The following is a 25,699-nucleotide window of genomic DNA, read 5'->3' as shown; positions in this document are numbered from 1 at the left end:
CAACGCTCGCGCCTTACCTTAGAACGAGGATTCCCATGCGCCTGATTCGCATGCTGTTGGTTTCTGCCCTGGCCCTGGCCAGCCTGTCGGTACACGCCGACCAGAAGGACGTGGCGCGCTTGACGCAACTGCTGGAGAAATCCCAGACATTGACCGCGCGTTTTTCCCAGCTGACCCTGGACGGCAGCGGTACCCAGTTGCAGGAGACCGCCGGGCAGATGGCCCTGCAGCGGCCTGGCCTGTTCAACTGGCACACTGACGCGCCGCAGGAGCAGTTGATGGTCTCCGACGGCAAGAAGGTTTCGCTGTGGGACCCGGACCTGGAGCAGGTCACCATCAAGACCCTCGACCAGCGCCTGACCCAGACCCCGGCGCTGCTGTTGTCCGGTGACGTGTCGAAGATCAGCCAGAGCTTCGACATCAGTGCCAAGGAAGCCGGCGACGTGATCGATTTCGTGCTCAAGCCCAAGACCCGCGACACCTTGTTCGATTCGTTGCGCCTGTCGTTCCGCAAGGGTGTGATCAACGACATGCAACTGATCGACAGCGTGGGCCAGCGCACCAATATCCTGTTCATGAACGTCCGGGCCAACGAGCCGATCGCCGCGAACAAATTCCAGTTCGACATCCCCAAAGGCGCGGACGTGATCCAGGAATAATTCGAGGTCGATTGTCGCCCCATGGACCTGTTTCGCAGTGATCCCATTGCCCAGCCGCTGGCCGCGCGTCTGCGCGCCAGCAACCTGGACGAATACGTCGGCCAGGAGCATCTGCTCGCCCGCGGCAAGCCGCTGCGCGAGGCACTGGAGCAGGGCGCCCTGCACTCGATGATCTTCTGGGGGCCACCGGGCGTGGGCAAGACCACCCTGGCACGGCTGCTGGCGAAGGTGTCCGATGCTCACTTCGAAACCGTGTCGGCGGTACTCGCCGGGGTCAAGGAGATTCGCCAGGCGGTCGAGGTGGCCAAGCAGCAGGCGGGCCAGTATGGCCGTCGCACGATTCTGTTCGTCGATGAAGTGCACCGTTTCAACAAGTCCCAGCAGGATGCGTTTTTGCCCTACGTGGAAGACGGTACGCTGATCTTCATCGGCGCCACCACCGAAAACCCTTCGTTCGAGCTCAACAACGCCTTGCTCTCGCGAGCCCGCGTGTATGTGCTCAAGAGCCTCGACGAGGCGGCGCTGCGGCGTCTGGTCGACCGTGCGCTGAACGAGGAACGCGGCCTGGGCAAGCGCCGACTGCGCCTGGGCGACGAGGCCTTTGCCATGCTCATGGCCGCTGCCGACGGTGACGGACGCAGGATCCTCAACCTGCTGGAGAATGCCTCCGACCTTGCCGAGGACGGCGAGGAAATAGGCGTCGAGCTGTTGCAGAGCCTGCTCGGCGATACCCGCCGACGCTTCGACAAGGGCGGCGAGGCGTTCTACGACCAGATATCGGCCTTGCACAAATCGGTGCGCGGCTCCGATCCGGATGCGTCGCTGTACTGGTTCGCACGCATGCTCGACGGCGGTTGCGACCCGCTCTATCTGGCGCGGCGGGTGGTGCGCATGGCCAGCGAAGACATCGGCAATGCCGATCCGCGGGCGCTGCCGCTGTGCCTGTCGGCGTGGGATGTGCAGGAGCGCCTGGGCAGCCCCGAAGGCGAGCTGGCGGTGGCCCAGGCCATCGTTTATCTGGCGTGTGCACCCAAGAGCAATGCCGTGTACATGGGCTTCAAGGCGGCGATGCGCGAGGCGGCCGAACATGGCTCGCTGGAAGTACCGCTGCATTTGCGCAACGCCCCGACCAAACTGATGAAGCAGCTGGGCTACGGCGACGAGTACCGCTATGCCCACGATGAGCCCGACGCCTATGCGGCCGGCGAAGACTACTTCCCCGAGCAGTTGAGTCCACGCCACTACTATCGCCCCGTGCCGCGCGGCCTGGAATTGAAGATAGGCGAAAAGCTCAAGCACCTCGCCAGCCTGGACGACAGCAGTCCACGGCGGCGGAGAAAGGCGTGATCCCGACCATTGTCGCGGTATCCCTGGGTGGGGTGGTCGGCACACTGCTGCGCCTGTTCACCGCGACCTACATCAATGCGAACTGGCCACGTCTGTTCTATACCGGTACGCTGGCCGTCAATATCATCGGGTGCCTGATCATTGGCTACCTGTATGGGCTGTTCATGATTCGCCCGGACATTCCGGTCGAGATCCGTTCGGGATTGATGGTGGGGTTCGTGGGTGGCCTGACCACCTTCTCGTCATTTTCGCTGGACACCGTGCGCCTGCTCGAAAGCGGCCAGGGACTGGTTGCCATGGGCTACTGCGCTGTGAGCGTATTCGGCGGCCTGCTGGCCACCTGGGCCGGCCTGGCACTGACTAAAATCTGACCAATACTGATAAACGAGAGACCGACATGCTCGATTCCAAACTGTTACGTAGCCAGCTTCAGGACGTAGCGGATCGCCTTGCCAGCCGTGGCTATGTCCTGGATGTGGCGCGCCTCGAGGCGCTGGAAGCCCAGCGCAAGACCGTGCAGACCCGCACCGAACAGCTGCAGGCCGAGCGCAATGCGCTGTCCAAGTCCATTGGCCAGGTGATGAAAAGCGGCGGCGATGTCGACGCGCTGAAAGCGCAGGTCGAGTCCATCGCCGAGGAGCTGGGGCGCGGCAAGGCGGAGCTGGAACAGCTCCAGGGCGAGCTCGACGGTATTGCCCTGGGCATTCCCAACCTGCCCCACGAATCGGTACCGATCGGCGAGGACGAAGACGGCAACGTCGAGGTCCGCCGCTGGGGAACGCCGACCACCTTCGATTTTCCGGTGCAGGACCACGTTGCCCTCGGTGGCAAGTCGGGTGGCCTGGATTTCGAGACGGCTGCCAAGCTGTCCGGTGCACGTTTTGCCATCATGCGTGGGCCGATTGCGCGCCTGCATCGCGCACTGGCGCAGTTCATGATCAACCTGCACGTCAGCGAACACGGCTACGAAGAAGCCTACACCCCGTACCTGGTGCAGGCCCCGGCCTTGCAGGGCACCGGTCAGTTGCCCAAGTTCGAGGAAGACCTGTTCAAGATCAGCCGTGAAGGTGAAGCCGATCTGTACCTGATCCCCACGGCCGAAGTGTCGCTGACCAACATCGTGGCCGGCGAAATCCTCGATGCCAAGCTGCTGCCACTCAAGTTCGTCGCCCACACGCCGTGCTTCCGCAGCGAAGCCGGCGCGTCGGGCCGCGATACCCGCGGCATGATCCGTCAGCACCAGTTCGACAAGGTCGAGATGGTCCAGGTGGTCGAACCGTCGAAATCCATGGAAGCCCTCGAAAGCCTGACTGCCAACGCCGAGCGCATCCTGCAGGCGCTGGAGCTGCCGTACCGCGTACTGGCCCTGTGCACCGGCGACATGGGCTTCAGCGCGGTGAAAACCTACGACCTGGAAGTCTGGGTGCCGAGCCAGGACAAGTACCGCGAGATATCCTCGTGTTCCAACACCGGGGATTTCCAGGCGCGGCGCATGCAGGCCCGCTTCCGCAACCCTGAAACAGGCAAACCCGAGCTGGTTCATACCTTGAACGGTTCGGGCCTGGCAGTCGGTCGCACCTTGGTGGCCGTGCTGGAGAACTACCAGCAGGCCGACGGCAGCATCCGCGTGCCCGAAGTACTCAAGCCCTATATGGGCGGCCTCGAGGTCATCGGCTAAATGGAGTTTCTGCCGCTGTTCCACAAATTGCGCGACAGCCAGGTGCTGGTGGTGGGCGGGGGCGAGATCGCCCTGCGCAAATCGCGCCTGCTGGCCGAGGCTGGCGCGGTGTTGCGCGTGGTCGCTCCGAGCATCGACCCGCAGCTTGCCGATCTGGTGCGCGGCAGCGGCGGGCAGATGCTCGACAGGGGTTACCTGAGCAGCGATCTGGACGGCTGCGTGCTGGTGATCGCCGCCACCGATGACGAACCGCTCAACGCCCAGGTGTCGGCCGATGCCCGCGCGCGCTGTGTGCCGGTCAATGTGGTCGATGCGCCAGCACTGTGTACGGTGATCTTTCCGGCCATCGTCGACCGCTCACCCTTGGTGGTGGCAGTGTCCAGTGGCGGCGACGCGCCGGTGCTGGCGCGGCTGATCCGCGCCAAGCTGGAAACCTGGATTCCATCCACCTATGGCGAGCTGGCCGGCCTGGCGGCGCGCTTTCGGCAGAAGGTCAAGGCGCTGTACCCGGATGTCACCCAGCGCCGTGCATTCTGGGAGGAAGTGTTTCAGGGCCCGATCGCCGATCGCCAGTTGGCCGGGCAGGGCGCCGAGGCCGAACGCATGCTCCAGGCGAAGGTCGACGGTGCACCGCCCCATGCCCCCGGTGAGGTCTATCTGGTGGGCGCTGGCCCCGGTGACCCGGACTTGCTGACCTTCCGCGCCCTGCGCTTGATGCAGCAGGCCGATGTGGTGCTCTACGACCGCCTCGTCGCGCCGGCGATCCTCGACCTGTGTCGTCGCGACGCCGAACGTGTGTATGTCGGCAAGCGTCGCGCCGAGCATGCCTTGCCGCAAGACCAGATCAACCAGCAACTGGTGGCCTTGGCCAAGCAGGGCAAGCGCGTGCTGCGTCTCAAGGGCGGCGATCCGTTCATATTCGGCCGGGGCGGCGAAGAGATCGAGGAATTGGCGGCCCACGGCATCCCATTCCAGGTGGTACCGGGCATCACTGCAGCCAGCGGCTGTGCGGCGTATGCCGGCATTCCCCTGACCCACCGCGACTATGCGCAATCTGTGCGTTTCGTCACCGGGCACTTGAAGAACAACACCAGTGATCTGCCGTGGCACGATCTGGTGTCCCCAGGGCAAACGCTGGTGTTCTACATGGGCCTGATCGGCCTGCCGATCATCTGCGAACAGCTGATTCGCCACGGTCGCGGCGCGGATACACCGGCGGCGTTGATCCAGCAGGGCACCACGGTAAACCAGCGGGTGTTCACCGGCACCCTGGCGGACCTGCCGCGGATGGTCGCCGAGCATGAGGTGCATGCACCTACGCTGGTCATCGTTGGCGAAGTGGTGGTGCTGCGCGAGAAGCTCGCCTGGTTCGACGGCGCGCAGTATCGCTGACAGGCGACAGCCATTACTTGGGAATGGGCTGGATGTCCTGAATCACCGCGTTGCTGCGTCGGACCAGTACGAAGTTGTCGCCGATCTGCACCCACTGGCTGTCCGGGTCGGGTTGCTTGAGCCCCGAGGATTTCCACCCGATGAAAGCTGAATCGGGTTGGGCATAGGCTGCCGGAACACGGTCGCCCTTGCCCAGGGAAACCAGCTCGGTGGCGTCGCCGGGCGGGCGGAATACCTCGATGGCAAGCGTGACAGGCGATGCGGCCGACAACAGCGCGCCGGTGATGCACAGCGAAGCGAACAGCATGCGGGTCATGGGGGAACTTCCTCTAATCAACCTATTGGCCAAGCTGCAACGATCAACGCGGAACCAGAGGCCACGCAATGTGGTGAACAGGTTCCGAAGAGACGGCTAAGCTTGACGTCTTCCAGTCTGAGATCTCGATTTTTTCAACCGAATCAACCGTAGTATGCCAATTGTACAGCATGCCAAGCGTATTTGAGAAAGCTTCGACGGCAAGTAAGAAAATGCGCTAAGGCAACGCACGCAAGCTCCCATCTGCTCCAAAAATGTAACTTTGCATTACATTGGCGAAGCATGGGAAATTTCCTCTATTTTTCTCCGCCTTGCGACGATTAAAGTTGTTGAAAAATAAATGCGTCATTTTGCGTGCGTGTCATGTATGGAATACAGGATGCCAGTGAGTACTGAATTTCGTCGGTTTTAAATATTGGTGGGCGGTTGAAATGGCTATAAAAAACAAAATTCTACAATGCTCTGGGCTGGCGTGGATGTTTGTGATGCCGCAGGATGTTATTGCTCTATCTGTCAATGGCCCTGATCCGTTGAATTTTAATATTCCCTTTAGTCCGACTATCGGGAATGGGTTGAATGTCGGTACGTATGGGTACGGACGAGTGAATATTACAAACGGCGCAAAAGTGACAAGTCATTCAGTGGGAGCTGGATCTGGTCAGCTGGGTGTTGACGCCGGTTCTGAGGGAGTGGTGGTTGTTTCCGGATCAGGTTCTCGCTGGAATAGTACAGGAGACACCAAAGTGGGGGTCAATGGTAAAGGCCTCCTGGTTGTAGATAGCGCGGCGCGTGTTTCTGTAGGTGAGTCGCTCGAGGTCGGAGTAGAAGGGAATTCGATCGGTAGCGTAGTGGTAAGTAATGGCAGCTCTCTATCTGTCGAGAACACGCTAGATGTCGGTGGGGAAGACTTTTCGCAGGGTAGCGTAAGCGTTACTGGAGGGAGCGTTATAAATGTTGTGGGGGCAGGTGTAGGCTCTATAACGCTCGGTAGAGCAAGCAACTCGGCTGGGGAGTTACTTGTTTCGGGGGGCGGCTCGTCCGTGAATGCGGCTGAAGTTACGGTTGTGGGTAAAGGTGGCAGTGGCATGCTCACGCTTCAGAATAAAGGTGAGCTAAACACCAATAAGCTGGTTTTGGCGGATGCCGCTGGTTCAAGCGGAGTGCTTTACATAGGTTCTTCAAACACTGACGCTCCGGCCGAAGCGGGTTCGCTGAACTCAACCGAGGGCGTTTGGCTCGGTGCCGGCGATGGCAGTATTGTTTTTAACCACACGGCATCGGATTATGAGTTTGCATCGGCTATTAAAGGAGGCGGTTCAGCGTTGATTGCAAATGGCCGAACGATATTGACCGGTGAGAGCACATACAGTGGGTTGACTAAATTAGTGGGTGGAGTGCTTGAGGCAGGAGGTATGAATGTCTTCAGTAAGAACTCTGATTACACTGTATTTGAAGGCGGGGCCTTATCGCTCAATGGATACGGTCAAACGTTGGGAGGGTTGACCAATAGTGGTGTTGTTTCGTTGCAAGGGCCGCGTGCTGGTGCGGTACTCACAATTGATGGGGATTATACAGGAGGCAATGGATTATTGATTTTCAACTCAGTGCTAAATGGCGATGAATCCGTGACGGATCGCTTGGTAGTCTTGGGCGATACTTCTGGTCTTACAAAAGTTAGCGTGAATAATTTGGGCGGATCAGGTGCCTCGACACTGAACGGGATAGAACTTATCACCGTCCAGGGCAATTCTTTAGCTCAGTTCGAGCAGGCCGGCCGAATTGTAGCCGGGGCTTATGACTATCGTCTCGTAAGGGGGGAAGGCTCCAATAGTGGGAATTGGTATTTGGACAGTGGGGCTTCTGAGGTGCCAGAAATACCTCAGTCGCAAACTATTCGGCCTGAGGCGGGGTCTTACTCTGCAAATCTCGCGATGGCAAATGCTTTGTTTGAAACCAGGTTGGAGGATCGGCCCGGCTCGCGAGATTACACTGATCCACTGAGTGGCGAGCAAAAGACAACGCGTTTGTGGATGAAAACTATCAGGGGGTATGCCCAGGGCGTAGATATCAGCGGTCAGCTGAGTACTCACTCCGACCGTCAGGCTGTGATGATAGGTAGTGATATCGCATCAGGCGCGACAGGGAAAGGAGGAGGGTGGCGAGTAGGCGCATTGGCAGGTTATGGCAGCGGCACCAACGACACTGCATATAAACTTAATTCATACGACTCAAAAGGGCGAGTTTCAGGCTACTCAATAGGCGTTTATAGTACTTGGTACGAAGATGCCGTAGATGAAATGGGTGCTTATATCGACGGTGTATTTCAGTACAGTTGGTTCGATAATTCGGTAAAAGGTGAGGGTCTAAGTGGCGAGCAGTACAAGTCCCGTGGTCCCGTTGCTTCGGTAGAAGTTGGCCGTGTGATGGAGGTTTCCAAGTTCCGCGGTTTTTCATTCTACATTCAGCCCAAGGTGAAATTGGCTTGGTCCAACATAAAAGCTGAAGATCACATTGAGCGGAATGGAACCGTGGTGAGATTTGGTAATGAGAGCGGTATTTACACTCATTTGGCAGTGAGAGCATTTCTGAAAAATTTAGATCGCGGCTCATCAGCAGGGACTGAGATCAAGCCCTACGTAGAGGCGGGATGGATTCACAGTGACAAGGTATATAGTGTCAATATGGATCGTGTGAAAATCTCCCAGGATGGGTATCGGGATGTTGGAGAAATAAAGCTGGGTGTGGAGGGCGAAGTAACTTCTCGACTTGGCCTGAGCGGGGCAGTTGGCCATCGATTCGGTGGCCGAAATTACAGCGACAGTGTTGCCGAGGTGAGTTTGACCTACGGGTTTTAGGTAGGTCGAACTACACCAAGGCTGAGCGTGCCAGTCTCCATCCATTCACCACACACTGGCCAGTGCGTGTTGCCTGCTGCCGGATCAGTCTCGCGCCAGAGCCAGGGCTACACCTTGCCCACCGCCAATGCACAGGGTGGCCAGCCCCTTGCTGGCATCGCGACGCAGCATCTCGTGCAGCAAGGTGACCAGTACCCGGCAGCCGGAAGCCCCTATCGGGTGACCCAGGGCAATGGCGCCGCCGTTGACGTTGACCTTGTCGGCGTCCCAGCCCAGCACTTGGCCAACCGACAGCGCCTGCGCCGCGAAGGCTTCGTTGGCTTCGATCAGGTCCAGTTGCTCGAGGCTCCAGCCGGCCTTCTCCAGGCAGCGGCGAGTGGCCGACACCGGAGCGATGCCCATCACCGCCGGATCCACGCCGGCATTGGCATAGGCGGCAATGCGCGCCAGCACCGGCAGGCCCAGTGCCTGGGCCTTGGTCGCACTCATGAGCAGCACGACCGCAGCGCCATCGTTGAGCGACGACGCATTGCCAGCGGTGACGCTGCCGTCGGCTTTGAAGGCCGGCTTGAGCTTGCCCAGGCTTTGCGCCGTGGTGTCGGCACGTGGCTGCTCGTCTACAGCGAACTGCACGGGCTCGCCTTTGCGCTGGGGCACGGCAATGGGGGTGATTTCATCGACGAAACGACCCGCTTCGATGGCAGCCACGGCCTTTTGCTGGGACTGCGCAGCGAACGCATCCTGGGCTTCGCGGCTGATGCCGTACTGTTCGGCCAGGTTTTCTGCGGTAATGCCCATGTGATAGTCGTTGAAGACATCCCACAGGCCGTCCTTGATCATGCTGTCGACCAGCGCGGCATTGCCCATGCGCAGACCGGTGCGTGCGGCCGGCAGCAGGTAGGGCGCCAGGCTCATGTTCTCCATGCCGCCGGCGATGATCACCTCGGCGTCGCCGCAGCGGATGGCCTGGGCGGCCAGGTGCACGGCCTTGAGCCCTGAACCGCAGACCTTGTTCAACGTCATGGCCGGTACGGCGCTGGGCAGGCCGGCGAACATCGCCGCCTGGCGCGCGGGGTTTTGCCCGGCGCCCGCGGTAAGCACCTGCCCAAGAATGACCTCGTCGACCTGTGCAGGATCCAGATCGGTCTGTGCGATCAGTCGGCGAATCACCGCAGCGCCCAGCTCGACGGCGGGAACGCTCGCCAGCGAGCCCTGGAAACTGCCGACGGCGGTGCGTGTGGCGGCAACGATAACGACGTCTTGCATGAAGGAGTCCTCGGTAGTGTGGCCGGTGGCCTTGTTCTTGTAGGAAGCGGATGGCACCGCTCAACGTACCGGACACACAGCGACGGCACAGAGTGATTGTCGGCCCTGTGCACTGATTTGATAAGTTGCATTTTCAAACGGGTTTATAAGAAAAGCGGAACAATGCCACAGACCAGCGCCCGCACTCAGCCGCCAGTCATGTTCATGAAGCGCACTACCTGCACGTCATCGTCGAGGCGAAAGTTGTGGCTCCACGGCTTGAGCTGCATGGCCTGAATAATCGCCTGCTCGAGCAGCTCGGGTTGGCCGGGGTGCTCGCGCAGCACGCTTTTCAAGTCTGCCGAATGCTCGTTGCCCAGGCACAGCAGCAGACGGCCTTCGACGGTCAGGCGCACGCGGTTGCAGGTCGCACAGAAGTTGTGGCTGTGCGGGGAAATGAAACCGATGCGCGTGCCCGGCGCCTGGGGGATGCGCCAGTAGCGCGACGGGCCCTGGGTGGAGTCGGCGGACGGCAGCAGCTCGTAACGCTCGGCGATGCGTGCGCGTACCTGATCACTCGAGTAGAAGGCTTCGGCGCGGCTGTGCTCGCTGATGGCCCCCAGGGGCATCTCCTCGATGAAGGAAATGTCCAGGCCGCGGTCGATGGCAAAGGTCACCAGGTCGACGACTTCGTCGTCGTTGCGACCCTGCATGACCACGCAGTTGAGCTTGGTATGGTGGAATCCGGCCGCGTTGGCCGCGTCGATGCCGGCAATTACCTTGTTCAGGTCGCCGGTACGAGTGAGCTCACGAAAACGCGCTGGATCGAGGCTGTCCAGGCTGATGTTCAGGCGCTTGACGCCGGCGTCGAACAACGGCTGGGCCAGGGCTTCCAGGCGCGAGCCATTGGTGGTCATGCACAGTTCCTGCAGGCCGGGCAGGGCGGCAATGCGTCGGCACAGGTCGACGATGCCCGAGCGCACCAAGGGTTCACCCCCAGTCAGACGGATCTTGCGAGTCCCCAGGGCGACGAAGCTTGCGGCCACCTGCTCGAGTTCCTCGAGGCTGAGGATCTGCTGGCGCGGCAGAAACGTCATGTCTTCGGCCATGCAGTACACGCAGCGAAAATCGCAGCGATCGGTGACCGACAACCTCAGGTAATCGACTTTGCGGGCGAAGCCATCGTGCAGGGTGCGCTCAGGGGTGTGCATCGGGGGTACCAGTAAAGGGCATGACCATTTCGACTGCCAACGCCATGCAGGCGTTGCAAAAAAAATACAGACCTTGAAGGTACGCGCCACACCGGGGTCAAGCCAATCGCTTTTTTCAATGCGGTCATCGACAGGATTGATCGGCCCCCGGTGCACTGCCCGATCATGGCATCTGCGGCAACTCGTTGGGGCGCAGGTCGAATACCAGCACCTCGGCGTCGACCCCGTTGGTCAACCGCAGCACGGTTTCCTCGCGCAGGCGCACGCCATCCCCTTCATTCAGACGCTGGCCGTTGAGTTCGACGCTGCCCGTGGCGACGTGCACATAGGCGTAGCGGTTGTCCGCCAGCGTCAGCGTGGCCTGTTCCGCGCCGTCGAACAGGCCGGCGTAGACCCGCGCATCCTGGCGCACTTCAAGCGAGCCTTGCGCGCCATCGGGCGAGATGATCAGTTGCAGGCGGCCACGTTTCTGCTCGGCCGAGAAGTGTTCCTGCTGGTAGCGAGGCTCGGCGCCTGCTTGCTCGGGCACGATCCAGATCTGCAGGAAATGTACGGGGTCGACATCGCTGTGGTTGAACTCGCTGTGGGCCACGCCGTGGCCAGCACTCATCAGCTGCACGTCGCCCGGGCGAATGACCGAGCCGGTGCCCAGGGTGTCCTTGTGCGCCAGCGCACCTTGCAGCACGTAGGAGAAGATCTCCATGTCGCGGTGCGGGTGCTGACCGAAACCCTTGCCGGCGCTGACCCGGTCGTCGTTGATCACCAACAGGTCGGAGAAGCCCTGCTCCTGTGGGTTGCGGTAGTGGCCGAAGGAAAAGGTATGGAAGGATTGCAACCAGCCATGGTTGGCGAGACCGCGGTCCGAAGCTTTGCGAAGTGCGAGCATGGTGTTCTCCCGATTCTGGTGGGGGCGCAGCGTTGGAGGTGCTGTGCGATGGGTAAAGATTATGCGTTCGCCGCGCCGGGATAAATCGTTCCGGCAGCGCAGGACTGTCGCGCTCAAGTTGACAGTCATGAAGTGCAGGCTTGCTTTGCGTGATCGAGTGGCGGTTATAAGCTAATGCTGCATAGTTATAATTGGCTATATCAGAAATTGTTATCCTGCCGCCCGGCTACCGCTCCCGCGATGCTGAATCTGATGTGTAGGACGTAAGAATGGACGTAGGTACCTGGGGTTTCACCGTGGCCGGGCTGGTGGTCGGTTTCATCGTCGGCATGACGGGTGTAGGCGGCGGCTCGCTGATGACGCCCATCCTGCTGTGGTTCGGCATCAATCCGGCCACGGCCGTCGGCACCGACCTGTTGTACGCCGCCATCACCAAGGCCAGCGGCGTCTGGGTGCATGGGCGCAACAAGAACATCGACTGGAAGATCACCGGCTGGCTGGCGCTGGGCAGCGTGCCCGCAGCGGCGCTGGTGCTCTGGTATCTGAAAAGCCTGGATGCCGAACCGCAGGCCATGGGCGCGGTGATCAAGCAGGCATTGGCTGCGGTGCTGTTCCTGACCGCGTTCGCCATCCTCTTCAAGAAGCGCCTGCAGGCCTTCGCCAGCCGCCATGCCGGCGACCGCTACAACCTCAGTGCCAGCACCCTCAACGGGCTGACGGTGATCACCGGCGTGGTCCTTGGTGTGATGGTTTCGCTCACGTCCATCGGCGCCGGTGCGCTGGGCACCGTGGCCCTGTTCCTGCTGTATCCGTTCCTGGCGACGCGGCGCCTGGTCGGCACCGAGATTGCCCACGCCGTGCCCCTGACCCTGGTGGCGGGCATGGGCCACGCCAGTATGGGCAACATGGACTGGTCGTTGCTTGGCCATTTGCTGCTTGGCTCGCTGCCGGGCATCTGGCTGGGCAGCCATCTGTCCGGGCGGGTGTCGGACGACATCCTGCGGCCTTGCCTGGCGGTGATGCTGCTGCTGATCGGTTTCAAGCTTGCTTTCTGAGCCCCTCATACCGGCGCGGGTTATCTCATGTGCGGAGCAGATTCCATGAACGCGGTAGACATTCGCCCAGTGCAATCGAATCAGGTCGCTGCGACCCTGGATTACGTCATGGCTGCGCGGGCCTCGATCTTTCCGCAGCTGGATGCCACGCAGGTGCCGGATGACCTGGCGCGCTTTGCCGAGGTTTACCTGGGCTCCGCCCAAGGCTGTTTTCTGCTGGCCTGGCAGGCGGGTCAGATCGTAGGCAGCATCGGTTACCTGCCCTACGACCAGCGCTTCAATCAGCTGCAGCTGCCGCTCGAAGCCACCGTCGAAGTCGTCCGGTTGTTCGTTTCGCCCAGCTGTCGTGGCGCCGGCGTGGCCAAGGCGCTGTATGCAGCGCTGCTGGCGCAGGCGCGTGCGGCAGGTGTGCGAACCCTGTACCTGCACACTCACCCATTCCTGCCCGGAGCCATCGCGTTCTGGCAGAAACAGGGGTTCGAGGTGCTCGACGTCGAGTCCGACCCCGTATGGCAGACGACGCACATGCGCTGCGCCGCTTCAGGCTGAACCAACGGCCAGGGGCGCCGGTCGGTGATAGACATACCGAAAGCCTTGGAGCCGCCAATGAAGCCCTACGTGATCTGCCACATGATGTCCTCCGTCGATGGTCATGCCCTCACCGACGGCTGGGCGCGGCCGTTCAAGAACGCCGCTGGTGAGCTGTACGAGCAGTTGGCCAAGCAGTTCGAGTTCGATGCCTGGGCCTGTGGTCGCGTGACCATGCAGGAGATCGCCCACGACGAGGGTTATCCGTCCGGCCTGGCCACCGGGCCGATTGCGCGTACGCCGTACTTTGCCGATCGCGCCGCGAGCGCCTATGCCATTTCCATCGATCCGAAGGGCAAGGTCGGTTGGAAATCCAACACGGCGCTGGACTCGCACATCGTCGAAGTGCTGACCGAAGGCGTCAGCGACGACTACCTGGCCTATCTGCAGTCGATCCAGGTGTCCTACATTTTCGGCGGCCAGGACACCCTAGACTTGAGTCGAGTGCTGGACATTCTCGGCCGTGAATTGGGCATCAAGCGCCTGGTCGTCGAAGGCGGACCGCACGTCAGTGGCTCCTTCGTGAATGCAGGGCTGGTCGATGAAATCAGTGTCCTGCTGCTGCCCTTGGTAGACGGCCGCGGCGAGCACCCGGCGTCGTTCGAGATCGACGCCGGGCAATGGCAGCAGCCGACCTACCTGGCCCTGGACAGTGCCGAAGTGCAGGAGGGCGGTGCGGTGTGGCTGCGCTACCGGCAGCAAGCACTGCCGGGCTGAAGGCCGGACGCGCTTAGCTAGGCCAGGGTCTGAGCGGGGACGCGTACCCAGCCCTCCATTAGGACTCGCGCGCTGCGGCTCATGATCGCCTTGGTCACTTGCCACTGGCCCGCGACTTCGTTGGCCTGGGCGCCGACACGCAAGGTGCCCGAGGGATGGCCGAAACACACCGTACTGCGCACGCCACCCCCGGCCGCGCGGTTGACCACGGTGCCGGGGATGGCCGCGGCGGTACCGATGGCCACCGCCGCAGTGCCCATCATCGCGTGGTGCAGCTTGCCCATCGACAGGGCGCGTACGGTCAGGTCGATATCGGCCGCGGCAACGGGTTTGCCGCTGGACGCGAGGTAGTCGGCCGGTGGCGCGACGAAAGCGACCTTCGGCGTGTGCTGGCGGGTCTTTGCATCCTCCAGGCGACTGATCAGGCCCATGCGCAGCGCGCCATGGGCGCGGATGGTTTCGAAGCGAGCGAGGGCCTGTGGATCGCCGTTGATCGCCTCCTGCAGTTCGCAGCCGTTGTAGCCCAGGGCGGCGGCGTCGATGAAGATGGTTGGAATGCCCGCGTTGATCAGGGTCGCCTCGAAACGACCCACGTTCGGCACGTCCAGCACGTCGATAAGGTTGCCGGTGGGAAACATCGCCCCCGCCGCGCCCTCGGCCTCGGCAGCCGGATCGATGAACTCCAGTTGCACCTCGGCGGCCGGGAACGTCACGCCGTCGAGTTCGAAATCACCGGTTTCCTGCACCACACCGCCGCTCATGGGCACATGGGCGATGATCGTCTTGCCGATATTGGCCTGCCACACGCGAACCGTGGCGATGCCGTCGTGGGGGACGCGGGAAGGATCGAGCAAACCAGTACTGATGGCAAAGGGGCCGACGGCCGCGGACAGATTGCCGCAGTTGCCGCTCCAGTCGACGAACGCGCTGTCGATGGACACCTGGCCGAACAGATAGTCGACGTCATGCCCCGGCTGGCTGCTCGGGCTGACGATCACCGTCTTGCTGGTGCTCGAGGTGGCACCGCCCATGCCGTCGATCTGCTTGGCGTACGGGTCCGGGCTGCCGATCACCCGCAGCAGCAGGGCGTCACGCTGCGGCCCTGGCTGGCGCGCCGGCTCGGGCAGGTCGGCGAGGTTGAAGAACACGCCCTTGCTGGTGCCGCCGCGCATGTAGGTGGCGGGAATGCGAATCTGCGTCATGGAGCTGTCCTCAGTGAGCGCCGGCGGCATGGGGAGCAGGCGCGGTGGCCTGCAGGAAATCCTGGGCGAAGCGCTGCAGCACACCACCGGCTTCGTAGATCGAGACCTCTTCGGCAGTGTCCAGTCGGCAGGTCACCGGCACTTCCAGGCGCTCGCCATTGCGCCGTTCGATGATCAGCGTCACCTGCGCCTGGGGCGTCAGTCGGCCGATCACGTCGAACACCTCGGTGCCGTCGATACCCAGGGTCTTGCGGTCGGTGCCGGCAGCGAACTGCAGCGGCAGCACACCCATGCCCACCAGATTGGTCCGGTGGATGCGCTCGAAGCCCTCGGCGGCAATTGCCTCGACCCCGGCCAGGCGTACGCCTTTGGCCGCCCAGTCGCGCGAGGAACCCTGGCCGTAATCGGCCCCGGCAATGATGATCAGCGGCTGCTTGCGCAGCATGTAGGTTTCGATCGCTTCCCACATGCGCATCACCTGGCCTTCGGGTTCCAGGCGGGTCAGCGAGCCTTGGCGAACCTTGCCGTTTTCCACCACCATTTCATTGAACAGCTTGGGGTTGGCGAACGTCGCGCGCTGGGCAGTCAGGTGGTCGCCGCGGTGGGTGGCGTAGGAGTTGAAGTCTTCTTCGGGCAGACCCATTTTGGCCAGGTATTCGCCCGCAGCGCTGTCGAGCATGATCGCGTTGGACGGCGACAGGTGATCGGTGGTGATGTTGTCCGGCAGCACGGCCAGGGGGCGCATGCCCTTGAGCGTGCGCTCGCCGGCCAGGGCGCCTTCCCAGTAGGGCGGACGACGGATGTAGGTGCTCGCCGGGCGCCAGTCGTAGAGAGGCGCGACCTTCGGCCCGGTGTCCTCGTGAATGGCGAACATGGGGATGTACACCTGGCGGAACTGCTCCGGTTTCACCGACGACTTGACCACGGCGTTGACTTCTTCGTCGCTGGGCCAGATGTCCTTGAGCCGAATGGGTTGACCCTGCGGGTCGAACCCGAGCACGTCTTTTTCGATGTCGAAGCGGATGGTGCCGGCGATGGCATAGGCGACTACCAAAGGCGGTGAGGCGAGGAACGCCTGCCGGGCATACGGGTGGATGCGCCCGTCGAAGTTGCGGTTGCCCGAGAGCACCGCCGTGGCATACAGGTCGCGTTCGATGATCTCTTGCTGGATCACCGGGTCCAGCGCGCCGGACATGCCATTGCAGGTGGTGCAGGCGAACGCCACGATGCCGAAGCCCAGGGTTTCCAGTTCCTCGGTCAGGCCGGCTTCGTCCAGGTACAGCGCCACGGTTTTCGAGCCCGGTGCCAGGGATGACTTCACCCAGGGCTTGCGGGTCAGGCCCAGGCGGTTGGCGTTGCGCGCCAAGAGGCCGGCGGCGATCACGTTGCGCGGGTTGCTGGTGTTGGTGCAGCTGGTGATGGCGGCGATGATCACCGCGCCGTCCGGCATCTGCCCTGGCACGTCGGTCCAGGGGCCGGCGATACCTTGGGCGGCAAGGTCGCTGGTCGCCACCCGCGCGTGGGGGTTGCTCGGGCCGGCCATGTTGCGCACCACGCCCGACAGATCGAAGCTCAGGTCGCGTTCGTAGACGGCGGCGTCCAGGCTGTCGGCCCACAGGCCGGTGAGGCGCGCGTAGTCTTCGACCAGCTGCACTTGCTGCTCTTCGCGACCCGTGAGGCGCAGGTAGTCGATGGTCTGCTGGTCGATGGCGAACATCGCCGCCGTGGCGCCGTATTCCGGAGCCATGTTGGAAATGGTGGCGCGGTCGCCCAGGGTCAGCTCGCGTGCGCCTTCGCCGAAGAATTCCAGGTAGGCACCGACGACTTTCTGCTGGCGCAGGTATTGGGTCAGGGCCAGCACCATGTCGGTGGCGGTGATGCCGGGTTGCAGCTGCCCGGTCAGTTCGACGCCGACGATCTCGGGCAGGCGCATCCACGAGGCGCGACCGAGCATGACGCTTTCGGCTTCCAGGCCGCCGACACCGATGGCAACCACCCCCAGCGCGTCGACATGGGGCGTGTGGCTGTCGGTACCAACACAGGTGTCGGGGAAAGCGACACCTTCACGAACCTGAATGACCGGCGACATCTTCTCCAGATTGATCTGGTGCATGATGCCGTTGCCCGGTGGGATGACGTCGACGTTCTTGAAGGCCTTGCGCGTCCAGTCGATGAAATGGAAGCGGTCTTCGTTGCGACGGTCTTCGATGGCGCGGTTCTTCTCGAACGCCTGGGGGTCGAAGCCGGCGCTTTCTACCGCCAGCGAGTGATCGACGATCAATTGGGTCGGCACCACCGGGTTGACCAGCGCCGGGTCACCGCCCTGGGAGGCAATCGCGTCGCGCAGGCCGGCGAGGTCGACCAGCGCGGTTTGGCCGAGGATGTCATGGCACACCACGCGCGCCGGGTACCAGGGGAAGTCCAGGTCGCGCTTGCGCTCGATCAGCTGGCGCAGCGAGGCGTCGAGTGTGGTGGGGTCGCAGCGTCGCACCAGGTTCTCGGCGAGTACGCGGGAGGTGTAGGGCAGGGTGGCGTAGGCGCCAGGCTGGAGGGCTTCGACGGCTTCTCGGGCGTCGTAATAGTCCAGTGGCGAGTTCGGCAGGGACTTGCGGTGTTGTGTGTTCATAAGGTCGGCTCACGGTGCAAGGCATGGTCAGGCATGGCAAAAGTTCGGCGGGGCGGCCTTCGCGGGCAGAGCCCGCTCCCACATAAAACCCAGCTCCAGATTCGGAGGATTGTGGGAGCGGGGCGGGCGGCGAGCCATCTACCCGCGAAGAGGCCCGCCAGGTCAGCGACGATCCAGGGGCACGAATGCGCGCTGTTCCACGCCGACATACTCCGCGCTGGGCCGGATGATCCGGTTGTTCGCGCGCTGCTCGAATACGTGCGCCGCCCAGCCCGTCACCCGCGAGCAAACGAAGATAGGTGTGAACAGTTCGGTGGCGATGCCCATGAAGTGGTAGGCCGAGGCATGGTAGAAGTCGGCGTTGGGAAACAGCTTCTTCTGTTCCCACATGGTCTTGTCGATGGCCTCGGACACCGGGTAGAGCACCTTGTCGCCGGCTTCTTCGCTCAGCTTCTTGGCCCAGCCCTTGATCACCTCGTTGCGCGGATCGTTGTCCTTGTACACGGCATGGCCGAAACCCATGATCTTGTCCTTGCGCTCCAGCATGGCCAAGGTGCCGCGCACCGCCTCCTCGGGCGAAGCGAACTTCTGGATCATCGCCATCGCCGCCTCGTTGGCGCCGCCGTGCAGCGGGCCGCGCAACGAGCCGATGGCGGCGGTCACGCATGAATACATGTCCGACAGGGTCGATGCGCAGACGCGGGCGGTGAAGGTCGAGGCGTTGAATTCGTGCTCGGCGTAGAGAATCAGCGATACGTCCATCACCTTGCTGTGCAATTCACTCGGCGACTTGCCATGCAGCAGGTACAGGAAGTGCCCGGCGAACGTCTCTTCGTCGCTGCTGCAGCTGATACGCACGCCATGGTGGCTGTAGCGGTACCAGTAGCACATCATCGCCGGGAACGCCGCCAGCAGGCGGTCGCTCACGTGTTCCTGCTGGCCGAAGTTGCGCTCAGGCTCCAGCGTGCCGAGGAACGAACAACCGGTGCGCATCACGTCCATCGGATGGGTGCTCGACGGAATGCGTTCGAGCACTTCCTTCAACGGCTGCGGCAGGTCGCGCAGGCTGCGCAGCTTGCCCTGGTAGGCAGCCAGTTCGGCAGGCGTGGGCAGCTCGCCATGCAGCAGCAGGTAGGCGACTTCCTCGAACAGGGCATGTTCGGCCAGTTCGCGCACGTCATAGCCACGATAGGTCAGCCCGGCACCGGGCATGCCGACGGTCGACAGGGCGGTCTGTCCGGCCACTTGGCCACGCAGGCCAGCGCCACTGAGTACTTTTGCTTCGGCCATGGGTTTTCTCCGATCTTGGATTTGTTATTGGAATGCAGTGATCATTTTTTCTGCGCAAACAGTGCGTCCAGCTTGCGCTCGAAGTCGTGGTAGTCGATTGCCTCGTACAGCTCCATGCGAGTCTGCATGGTATCGATGACATTCTGCTGAGTGCCGTCGCGGCGTATCGCGGTGTAGACGTTCTCGGCCGCCTTGTTCATGGCACGGAACGCAGACAGTGGGTAAAGCACCAGGCCCACGCCAACGCCACCCAGTTGCTCGGTGGTGAACAGCGGGGTGGCGCCGAACTCGGTGATGTTGGCCAGAATCGGCGCCTTCACCCGGCTGGCGAACAGCTGGTACATCTGCAATTCGGTGATGGCTTCGGGAAAGATCATGTCCGCACCCGCCTCGATGCAGGCGGCGGCGCGGTCCAAGGCAGACTCCAGTCCTTCCACCGCCAGGGCATCGGTGCGCGCCATGATCACGAAGCTGTCGTCAGTGCGGGCATCCACGGCCGCCTTGATACGATCGACCATTTCCTGCTGTGAGACGATTTCCTTGTTTGGCCGATGGCCGCAGCGTTTGGCGCCCACCTGGTCCTCGATGTGCATGGCCGCCGCGCCGAACTTGATCATCGACTTGACGGTGCGCGCAACGTTGAACGCCGACGAGCCGAAACCGGTGTCGACATCGACCAGCAACGGCAGCTCGCAGACGTCGGTGATGCGGCGCACGTCGGTCAGCACATCGTCCAGGCCGGTAATGCCCAGGTCAGGCAGGCCCAGCGAACCCGCCGCGACGCCGCCTCCGGAGAGGTAGATGGCCTTGAAGCCGGCCCGCTGCGCGAGCAGTGCGTGGTTGGCGTTGATGGTGCCGACCACCTGCAGGGGTGACTCTTCGGCGAGTGCCTGGCGGAAACGTTGGCCGGGGCTGGACGGCTGATTCATGGTTGGGCTCCTGGGGTGTTGTTGTGGTTGGGTTCCAGGTAATGGCGCTCGATGTTGCGCTTGGACGCGGCGATGTGCCTGCGCATGAGCAACTCGGCCAATTCGCCATCGCGCTCGGCGATGGCGTCGAGAATACGGTGGTGTTCGGCAAAGGCCTGATGGGGGCGGTTGGGCGTGGCCGAGAACTGGATCCGGTACATGCGCACCAACTGGTAGAGGTCGTCGCACAGCATCTGCACCAACGTGCTGTTGCCGCTGCCCTGGATGATCCGGTAGTGGAAGTCGAAATCGCCTTCCTGTTGGTAGTAGCCGACGCCGGCCTGGAACGCGGCATCGCGCTCATGGGTGGCCAGCACCTCGCGCAGTTCGTCGATCTGCACCTGGCTCATGCGCGTGGCGGCCAGCCGGCAGGCCATGCCTTCAAGCGATTCGCGGATTTCGTAGAGTTCGATGAGTTCGGCGTGGTTGAGCGATACCACCCGCGCACCGACGTGCGGAATGCGCACCAGCAGGCGTTGGCCTTCGAGGCGGTGGATGGCTTCACGCAGGGGACCGCGGCTGATGCCGTAGGTGCGTGCCAGTTCGGGCTCGGAAATCTTGCTGCCAGGGGCTATTTCGCCGTTGACGATGGCCGCCTGGATACGCCGGAAGACGTTTTCCGAAAGCGTCTCGGTTTCACCCGCAACACTGGAAACGTGCGGCGCGTCATTGTTGGGCAGGACGTGCAACGAAACAGACGTGGCAGACATATTGTCGACACCTGGGCAGGTAGTGACAAAAAAATAGCCCTGTTTAAGCGGCTAGTCAATACGTCATAGGCGAAGTGTCGACAATCCTTGGTAGTGACCGGGGGCACTGGCCCCCGATACCGTGCTGCGCTCACTCGGCTGTGGGGTAGTCCACGTAGCCTTCGGGCCCCTGGCTGTACCAGGTTTCCATCACGTCCTTGTTTAGCCGCAAGCCTTCGGCGAACCGATGGGGCAGGTCAGGGTTGGCCAGGAACGGTCGGCCGAAAGCGATGGCGTCTGCTTCACCGGCGTCCAGCGCGGCCTGCGCTTTCTCATGGGTGTAATCGGAGTTGAGCACCAGTGTGCGGCTGAAGGCCTTGCGGATGACCGGATGCACGGGCGGGCGGTCGGCCTTGCCGAAGGTACCGTCGAGCGGTGGCTCACGCAGTTCCAGATAGGCGATGCCGATCGTGTCCAGCGCAGCGGCAGCAGCGGAGAACAGGGTTTCCGGATCGCTGTCGTTGACCCCCTGCGAATCGCCGTTGGGCGACAGGCGCACACCAGTACGTTCGGCACCGATGGTGTCGACAACCCGCTGTGTAACCTCTGTCAGCAGGCGGATGCGGTTTTCTACCGAACCGCCGTAGGCATCGTCACGGAAGTTGCTGTTGTCGCGCAGGAACTGATCGATCAAATAACCATTGGCCGCATGGATCTGCACGCCATCGAAGCCGGCACGCATGGCGTTCTTCGCGGCATGCTCGTAATCGTCCAGCAACCGTGGAATCTCGTGGATCCCCAACGGACGCGCCTGCACATAGGGCTGCTTGCCATCGTAGGTGTGGGTCTGACCTGGCGCAGTGGTCGCCGACGAGGAAACCGGCTGCGCGCCACCGAGGAAGCTGGGGTGAACGATGCGGCCCATGTGCCACAGTTGCAGGTCGATGCGGCCACCGACCTCGTGCACCGCAGCGGTGATCTTCTTCCAGCCCTCGACCTGCTCGTCGCTCCAGATGCCTGGCGCGTATGGCCAGCCCAGGCCTTCCTGAGTGATGCCGGTGGCTTCGGTGATGATCAGCCCGGCGCTCGCGCGCTGGGTGTAGTACTCGATCATCAGATCGGTGGGTACATGGTTGCGCGTGGCACGGCCGCGGGTCAGCGGCGCCATCAGGATGCGATGGGGCAGCTTCTGCGCGCCGACCTGGATCGGGTCGAATAAAGAAGGCATCTGGTCTCCCTGGTCTGTGGGTTGAAAGGCGGCTCAGGCGGTGGCGAGGGCTTTGATGATGGCGTCATTGAAGGCCGGGATATCCTTCGGGTTGCGCGAGGTGATCAAGGTCCAGCCGTTGGCACCGCACTGCTTGACTTCTTGATCCACCCAGTCAGCGGCACCGGCGTTGGTCAGGTCGAGGCTGACGCTGGGGTACGAGGTCAGGGTTTTGCCGGGGATCACGCCAGCATTGATCAGCAGCCATGGACCATGGCAAATGGCAGCCACGACCTTGCCAGCCTCGGCGAATGCTTTGACCAGTTGCTGGGCATCGGTGTCCTGGCGCAGGGTGTCGGCGTTTACGGTGCCGCCGGGAATTACCAGGGCGTCGAAGTCGCTCGCGTTCAGCCCCTGGATCTTGCCGTCGGATTCAACGGTACGGTCTTTCTCGGTGTCCTGCTGGAAGGTCTGCACGGTGCCGCCTTCGCTCGAAGCGTGGGTCACGGTGGCGCCTGCTTCGCGCAGCGCTTCGAGAGGCTTGAGCAGTTCATCGCGTTCGATGCCGGTGTTGGCAGTGATGAACAGGACTTTCTTGCCTTGCAGTTGGGTACTCATGAAGGTCTTCCTCGGCTCAGTGGGTGCCTGGCACGCCAGGCGATCAGGAAATCTGAGCGCGGAGGAAAATGGAAAGTTCAGGCGGATTCTTCTTCGGTGCGGCGGGCGGGCAGGCCCGATTGCAGGCCTGCCTTTGCGTTTGCCGGCTCAGTAGCCTGCGGCAAGACCAGTGTTGCGGCGGGGATCGTTGGCGCCGTAGAAACGGTTGTTGGCCACCGGTTTGGCGCCCAGTGCCGGCGCGCCTACCAGGATCGCGGCCAGGTGATTGGCGTCCTGGGGCTCACCGAACTTGTGCCCCCAGCTTTCAAGAATCTTGCGGGTGTCAGGGCTGATGGCGAAGTTTTCCAGGTTGGTGACGTCGGGCATCCACTGCTGGTGGAAACGCGGCGCATTGACCGCCTGCTGGATGTCCATGCCGTAGTCGATGACATTGAGCATGGTCAGCAGGGTGGCAGTGATGATCCTGCTGCCGCCGGGCGTGCCGAGCACCATGACTGGCTTGCCGTCCTTGGTGACGATGGTCGGGCTCATGGAGGACAGCGGCGTCTTGTACGGCGCGATGGCGTTGGCCTCGCCCTGGACCAGCCCGTACATGTTGGCCACGCCGACCTTGGAGGTGAAGTCGTCCATTTCGTCGTTGAGCAGGATGCCGGTACCGCTGGCCATGACCCGCGCGCCGAACCAGCCGTTGAGGGTGTAGGTCACCGACACCGCGTTGCCCCATTTGTCGACGATGGAGTAATGCGTGGTGTTGCTGCCCTCATGGGGTGCCACACCGGGCTTGATCTCGGCCGAAACGCCGGCCTTGTTCGGTGCGATGCTGTCGCGCAGCTTGGTCGCGTAGTTGGCGTCGAGCAGGTGCGCGATGGGGTTCTTGACGAAATCCGGGTCGCCCAGGTAGCTGTTGCGGTCCACGTAGGCGTGGCGCATGGCCTCGATCTGGTAGTGCATGCCCTGCGCCGAGCCATAGCCCAGCTCGGCCATCGGGTAGCCCTGGAGGATGTTCATGATCTGGCAGATGACCACGCCGCCGGAACTGGGCGGTGGCGCGGACACCACATGGTAGCCACGGTAGTCGCACTCGATCGGGTCCAGTTCGCGGGTCTTGTACTTGTCGAGGTCGGCCTGGGTGATGATGCCCTTGCCCGCCTGGCTCGAATCGACGATGGCCTTGGCCACCCAGCCTTGGTAGAACCCGGCGTTACCCTTCTCGGAGATTTCCCGCAGGGTCCGCGCCAGGTCCTTCTGCACCAGCTTCTCGCCGGCCTTGAACGGCTGGCCCTGCTTGAGAAAGATCTTTGCCGAATCCTGGCTGTCCTTGCGGAAGTCCTCGGTGGCGGTTTCCAGCAGATCGATGTCGCCCTGGGCCAGGGTGAAACCTTCGTCCGCCAGTTTGATGGCCGGCGCCAGCAGATCGGCGCGTTTGAAGGTGCCGTACTTCTGCAACGCCAGCTCCATGCCCGACACTGTGCCGGGTATGCCTACCGACAAATGGCCATCGGTGCTCAGGCCCTCGATGACATTGCCGGCCTTGTCCAGGTACATGTCGGCGGTGGCGGCCAGCGGTGCCTTCTCGCGGAAGTCGAGGAAGGTCTTGCGGCCATCGGCCATCTGCAGGGTCATGAAGCCACCGCCGCCGATGTTGCCCGCAGCCGGGTAGACCACGGCCAGGGCATAGCCTACGGCCACGGCGGCATCGACGGCATTGCCGCCGTCCTTGAGCACATCCACGCCAATGTGGGTGGCCAGTTGCTGCGCGGTGACCACCATGCCGTTTTCGGCAGCGACGGGGGCGGGAGAGGAGGCGAACGTACAGGCGGGCACCAGCGCGAACGCAAGGGCGATCAGCGACTTGGGCAAGGGTTCGAGTTTCAAGAGGTGGCTCTCTTCTTCTGCGGATGGGGAGCAAAAAAGCGAATGGCTTCGCCAATCGCAAGAATAGCCGTGTTTCTCAATGTTGCTGGCGGCCGGCGGCCAACGCCGTCAGCTGCTGGCCGGCAGCATCGAAGTTATCCGTCGCCAGCCACCGCTCGAAGGCTGCGCGCAGCGCCGGCCATTCGCTGTCGATGATGGAAAACCAGGCCGTATCGCGGTTGCGACCCTTGTACACCAGCGCCTGGCGGAAGATGCCTTCGAAGCTGAAGCCAAGCCGTGCCGCGGCCTTGCGCGAGGGCTCGTTGAGGGCGTCGCACTTCCATTCGTAGCGGCGGTAACCCAGTTCGTCGAACACCCGGCGCATCAATAGGTACTGGGCTTCGGTCGACAGCGGGGTGCGTTTCATCAGCGGCGAGAACGTCACATGGCCGACCTCGATGACGCCATTGGCCGGGTCCATGCGCATCAAGGCCAGGGTGCCCACCGCGCGCTGGGTGCGCAGGTCGATCACCGCCCAGTGTTGCGGATCCTGGCTGGCTGCCGCGTGTTGCAGGTGACTGCGGTAGCTGTCCAGGTCGGCAAACGGGCCGACCGGCAGGTAGGTCCAGTCGCTGCCATCGGTCTGTTGGCAATAGCCGCTGAACAGGTCTCCGGCGTGGGCCGCAGCGTTCAGTGGCTCGAGCCGGCAATAGCGTCCTTCGATGACGTCGTGGGCCGGGCGAGCGCGGGGGCTCCACTCGGGAAGGGCGTGACCGACAGGCTGGTGGTGCTCGTTGCGGCTGTTATCGTTGCTGGGCATGACGACTCCTGATGAAGTGAGCGGGGAGAGGCAGAAGGGTGGCGCCGAACTCAGCGTGGGTCCAGGACGATGCCGAAGCCGCTCTTGGCTTCGCTGACGATACGCAGGTGCTGGCGCTCGCCGGGCTGCGCCTGCAGGCGCAGTTCGCGGTTCAGGCGGCCTTTGCTGCACAGCAGGCCACCCTGCTTGTCGGTGGTGATGCCGACGATGTGTTCGCCCGGTGGCAGGTGAAAGGTCGCCACTTCACCCACGGCCAGCAGCGCGGCGGGTTCACGGTCGATCAGCAGTGCCACGTAGCAGCCGCCGCCCAGCATGCCGATATCACGGTCCACCACCAGCTCGCTCGATGGCGACAGCGTTTGTTGCCAGGCCGACAGCCGTTCGGCCGGCACGGCTTTCAGGTGCTCCGAATCAGCGCGAAACGAGGTACAACCCGACAGGCTTGCCGCGGCCAGCATCATCCAGAACACACGCAT

General features: G+C 62.5%; 23 protein-coding genes. 9 read left to right on the top strand and 14 right to left on the bottom strand.

The window, feature by feature from the left end:
- Positions 1–35: 35 nt before the first annotated feature.
- The 5 genes from lolA to cysG are packed head-to-tail and all read left to right on the top strand — an operon-like array spanning position 36 to position 5,076.
- The gene (gene lolA / locus IFT44_RS03210) at positions 36–659 is read left to right on the top strand and encodes an outer membrane lipoprotein chaperone LolA (protein WP_192175407.1); all 624 of its coding nucleotides are present in this window, start codon (positions 36–38) and stop codon (positions 657–659) included.
- A 21-nt stretch (positions 660–680) separates the two neighbouring features.
- Positions 681–2,006 carry a replication-associated recombination protein A gene (locus IFT44_RS03205; protein ID WP_122477775.1) on the top strand — a complete coding sequence of 442 codons (1,326 nt, stop codon included), beginning with the start codon at positions 681–683 and terminating at the stop codon, positions 2,004–2,006.
- Positions 2,003–2,377, top strand: a complete 375-nt coding sequence (gene crcB / locus IFT44_RS03200) for a fluoride efflux transporter CrcB (protein WP_122477777.1) — start codon at positions 2,003–2,005, stop codon at positions 2,375–2,377. Before IFT44_RS03205 ends, crcB begins: the two co-directional genes overlap by 4 nt.
- A gap of 26 nt (positions 2,378–2,403) precedes the next feature.
- On the top strand, positions 2,404–3,684 hold the full coding sequence (gene serS / locus IFT44_RS03195) for a serine--tRNA ligase (protein ID WP_185793212.1): 1,281 nt from the start codon (positions 2,404–2,406) through the stop codon (positions 3,682–3,684).
- Positions 3,685–5,076: a siroheme synthase CysG gene (cysG, locus tag IFT44_RS03190; RefSeq protein WP_122477780.1), complete on the top strand. Its 1,392-nt coding sequence runs from the start codon at positions 3,685–3,687 to the stop codon at positions 5,074–5,076.
- Between the two features lie 13 nt (positions 5,077–5,089).
- Here cysG and IFT44_RS03185 read toward each other — a convergent pair whose 3' ends face one another.
- The gene (locus IFT44_RS03185; protein ID WP_122477782.1) at positions 5,090–5,392 is read right to left on the bottom strand and encodes an RcnB family protein; all 303 of its coding nucleotides are present in this window, start codon (positions 5,390–5,392) and stop codon (positions 5,090–5,092) included.
- 431 nt (positions 5,393–5,823) lie between these two features.
- Between IFT44_RS03185 and IFT44_RS03180 the strand changes: the two genes are divergently transcribed.
- Positions 5,824–8,247, top strand: a complete 2,424-nt coding sequence (locus IFT44_RS03180) for an autotransporter outer membrane beta-barrel domain-containing protein (protein ID WP_192175406.1) — start codon at positions 5,824–5,826, stop codon at positions 8,245–8,247.
- Between the two features lie 84 nt (positions 8,248–8,331).
- Here IFT44_RS03180 and IFT44_RS03175 read toward each other — a convergent pair whose 3' ends face one another.
- The 3 genes from IFT44_RS03175 to IFT44_RS03165 form a co-directional block, all read right to left on the bottom strand.
- Positions 8,332–9,513 (bottom strand): acetyl-CoA C-acetyltransferase, encoded by a 1,182-nt coding sequence (locus IFT44_RS03175; RefSeq protein WP_192175405.1) that lies wholly within the window; start codon positions 9,511–9,513, stop codon positions 8,332–8,334.
- 185 nt (positions 9,514–9,698) lie between these two features.
- Positions 9,699–10,703, bottom strand: coding sequence for a GTP 3',8-cyclase MoaA (gene moaA / locus IFT44_RS03170; protein ID WP_185793216.1), 1,005 nt, complete (start codon positions 10,701–10,703; stop codon positions 9,699–9,701).
- Between the two features lie 163 nt (positions 10,704–10,866).
- Positions 10,867–11,589 (bottom strand): pirin family protein, encoded by a 723-nt coding sequence (locus tag IFT44_RS03165; protein WP_192175404.1) that lies wholly within the window; start codon positions 11,587–11,589, stop codon positions 10,867–10,869.
- 269 nt (positions 11,590–11,858) lie between these two features.
- Here IFT44_RS03165 and IFT44_RS03160 point away from each other — a divergent pair, with 269 nt between their 5' ends.
- The 3 genes from IFT44_RS03160 to IFT44_RS03150 are packed head-to-tail and all read left to right on the top strand — an operon-like array spanning position 11,859 to position 13,949.
- Positions 11,859–12,644 carry a sulfite exporter TauE/SafE family protein gene (locus tag IFT44_RS03160; RefSeq protein ID WP_122477789.1) on the top strand — a complete coding sequence of 262 codons (786 nt, stop codon included), beginning with the start codon at positions 11,859–11,861 and terminating at the stop codon, positions 12,642–12,644.
- Between the two features lie 45 nt (positions 12,645–12,689).
- On the top strand, positions 12,690–13,193 hold the full coding sequence (locus IFT44_RS03155; protein WP_192175403.1) for a GNAT family N-acetyltransferase: 504 nt from the start codon (positions 12,690–12,692) through the stop codon (positions 13,191–13,193).
- 57 nt (positions 13,194–13,250) lie between these two features.
- Complete coding sequence (locus tag IFT44_RS03150) at positions 13,251–13,949, top strand: dihydrofolate reductase family protein (RefSeq protein ID WP_192055301.1); 699 nt, start codon at positions 13,251–13,253, stop codon at positions 13,947–13,949.
- A 17-nt stretch (positions 13,950–13,966) separates the two neighbouring features.
- Here IFT44_RS03150 and prpF read toward each other — a convergent pair whose 3' ends face one another.
- From prpF to IFT44_RS03100, 10 genes are all read right to left on the bottom strand, one after another.
- Positions 13,967–15,151: a 2-methylaconitate cis-trans isomerase PrpF gene (gene prpF / locus IFT44_RS03145; RefSeq protein ID WP_192175402.1), complete on the bottom strand. Its 1,185-nt coding sequence runs from the start codon at positions 15,149–15,151 to the stop codon at positions 13,967–13,969.
- Positions 15,152–15,161: 10 nt separating this feature from the next.
- The gene (acnD, locus tag IFT44_RS03140; RefSeq protein ID WP_192175401.1) at positions 15,162–17,777 is read right to left on the bottom strand and encodes a Fe/S-dependent 2-methylisocitrate dehydratase AcnD; all 2,616 of its coding nucleotides are present in this window, start codon (positions 17,775–17,777) and stop codon (positions 15,162–15,164) included.
- A gap of 162 nt (positions 17,778–17,939) precedes the next feature.
- Complete coding sequence (gene prpC, locus IFT44_RS03135; protein ID WP_122477797.1) at positions 17,940–19,067, bottom strand: bifunctional 2-methylcitrate synthase/citrate synthase; 1,128 nt, start codon at positions 19,065–19,067, stop codon at positions 17,940–17,942.
- A gap of 41 nt (positions 19,068–19,108) precedes the next feature.
- Positions 19,109–19,996 (bottom strand): methylisocitrate lyase, encoded by an 888-nt coding sequence (gene prpB / locus IFT44_RS03130; RefSeq protein WP_122477799.1) that lies wholly within the window; start codon positions 19,994–19,996, stop codon positions 19,109–19,111.
- Positions 19,993–20,745: a GntR family transcriptional regulator gene (locus tag IFT44_RS03125; RefSeq protein ID WP_244646817.1), complete on the bottom strand. Its 753-nt coding sequence runs from the start codon at positions 20,743–20,745 to the stop codon at positions 19,993–19,995. The genes prpB and IFT44_RS03125 overlap by 4 nt, the downstream gene beginning before the upstream one ends.
- A 130-nt stretch (positions 20,746–20,875) precedes the next feature.
- Positions 20,876–21,952, bottom strand: coding sequence for an alkene reductase (locus IFT44_RS03120; RefSeq protein WP_192059673.1), 1,077 nt, complete (start codon positions 21,950–21,952; stop codon positions 20,876–20,878).
- 33 nt (positions 21,953–21,985) lie between these two features.
- Positions 21,986–22,549: a type 1 glutamine amidotransferase domain-containing protein gene (locus tag IFT44_RS03115; protein ID WP_192175400.1), complete on the bottom strand. Its 564-nt coding sequence runs from the start codon at positions 22,547–22,549 to the stop codon at positions 21,986–21,988.
- 147 nt (positions 22,550–22,696) lie between these two features.
- Positions 22,697–24,424 carry a gamma-glutamyltransferase gene (gene ggt / locus IFT44_RS03110; RefSeq protein WP_192059669.1) on the bottom strand — a complete coding sequence of 576 codons (1,728 nt, stop codon included), beginning with the start codon at positions 24,422–24,424 and terminating at the stop codon, positions 22,697–22,699.
- A 76-nt stretch (positions 24,425–24,500) separates the two neighbouring features.
- Positions 24,501–25,223, bottom strand: coding sequence for a GNAT family N-acetyltransferase (locus IFT44_RS03105; protein ID WP_192059667.1), 723 nt, complete (start codon positions 25,221–25,223; stop codon positions 24,501–24,503).
- Positions 25,224–25,273: 50 nt separating this feature from the next.
- Positions 25,274–25,699, bottom strand: coding sequence for a 3-isopropylmalate dehydratase (locus IFT44_RS03100; RefSeq protein ID WP_192059665.1), 426 nt, complete (start codon positions 25,697–25,699; stop codon positions 25,274–25,276).

The organism is Pseudomonas sp. CFBP 13710, from assembly GCF_014842235.1.
In the GTDB taxonomy this organism is placed as follows: Bacteria; Pseudomonadota; Gammaproteobacteria; order Pseudomonadales; family Pseudomonadaceae; genus Aquipseudomonas; species Aquipseudomonas baltica.
This window is presented reverse-complemented; position numbering and strand designations above follow the sequence as displayed.

Bases quoted from the DNA above. Each gene is read 5' to 3' on its own strand.
- lolA (WP_192175407.1), top strand. From the start codon at position 36: ATGCGCCTGATTCGCATGCTGTTGGTTTCTGCCCTGGCCCTGGCCAGC.
- IFT44_RS03205 (WP_122477775.1), top strand. From the start codon at position 681: ATGGACCTGTTTCGCAGTGATCCCATTGCCCAGCCGCTGGCCGCGCGT.
- serS (WP_185793212.1), top strand. From the start codon at position 2,404: ATGCTCGATTCCAAACTGTTACGTAGCCAGCTTCAGGACGTAGCGGAT.
- cysG (WP_122477780.1), top strand. From the start codon at position 3,685: ATGGAGTTTCTGCCGCTGTTCCACAAATTGCGCGACAGCCAGGTGCTG.
- IFT44_RS03185 (WP_122477782.1), bottom strand. From the start codon at position 5,392: ATGACCCGCATGCTGTTCGCTTCGCTGTGCATCACCGGCGCGCTGTTG.
- IFT44_RS03180 (WP_192175406.1), top strand. From the start codon at position 5,824: ATGGCTATAAAAAACAAAATTCTACAATGCTCTGGGCTGGCGTGGATG.
- IFT44_RS03175 (WP_192175405.1), bottom strand. From the start codon at position 9,513: ATGCAAGACGTCGTTATCGTTGCCGCCACACGCACCGCCGTCGGCAGT.
- moaA (WP_185793216.1), bottom strand. From the start codon at position 10,703: ATGCACACCCCTGAGCGCACCCTGCACGATGGCTTCGCCCGCAAAGTC.
- IFT44_RS03165 (WP_192175404.1), bottom strand. From the start codon at position 11,589: ATGCTCGCACTTCGCAAAGCTTCGGACCGCGGTCTCGCCAACCATGGC.
- IFT44_RS03160 (WP_122477789.1), top strand. From the start codon at position 11,859: ATGGACGTAGGTACCTGGGGTTTCACCGTGGCCGGGCTGGTGGTCGGT.
- IFT44_RS03155 (WP_192175403.1), top strand. From the start codon at position 12,690: ATGAACGCGGTAGACATTCGCCCAGTGCAATCGAATCAGGTCGCTGCG.
- IFT44_RS03150 (WP_192055301.1), top strand. From the start codon at position 13,251: ATGAAGCCCTACGTGATCTGCCACATGATGTCCTCCGTCGATGGTCAT.
- prpF (WP_192175402.1), bottom strand. From the start codon at position 15,151: ATGACGCAGATTCGCATTCCCGCCACCTACATGCGCGGCGGCACCAGC.
- acnD (WP_192175401.1), bottom strand. From the start codon at position 17,777: ATGAACACACAACACCGCAAGTCCCTGCCGAACTCGCCACTGGACTAT.
- prpC (WP_122477797.1), bottom strand. From the start codon at position 19,067: ATGGCCGAAGCAAAAGTACTCAGTGGCGCTGGCCTGCGTGGCCAAGTG.
- prpB (WP_122477799.1), bottom strand. From the start codon at position 19,996: ATGAATCAGCCGTCCAGCCCCGGCCAACGTTTCCGCCAGGCACTCGCC.
- IFT44_RS03125 (WP_244646817.1), bottom strand. From the start codon at position 20,745: ATGTCTGCCACGTCTGTTTCGTTGCACGTCCTGCCCAACAATGACGCG.
- IFT44_RS03120 (WP_192059673.1), bottom strand. From the start codon at position 21,952: ATGCCTTCTTTATTCGACCCGATCCAGGTCGGCGCGCAGAAGCTGCCC.
- IFT44_RS03115 (WP_192175400.1), bottom strand. From the start codon at position 22,549: ATGAGTACCCAACTGCAAGGCAAGAAAGTCCTGTTCATCACTGCCAAC.
- IFT44_RS03105 (WP_192059667.1), bottom strand. From the start codon at position 25,223: ATGCCCAGCAACGATAACAGCCGCAACGAGCACCACCAGCCTGTCGGT.
- IFT44_RS03100 (WP_192059665.1), bottom strand. From the start codon at position 25,699: ATGCGTGTGTTCTGGATGATGCTGGCCGCGGCAAGCCTGTCGGGTTGT.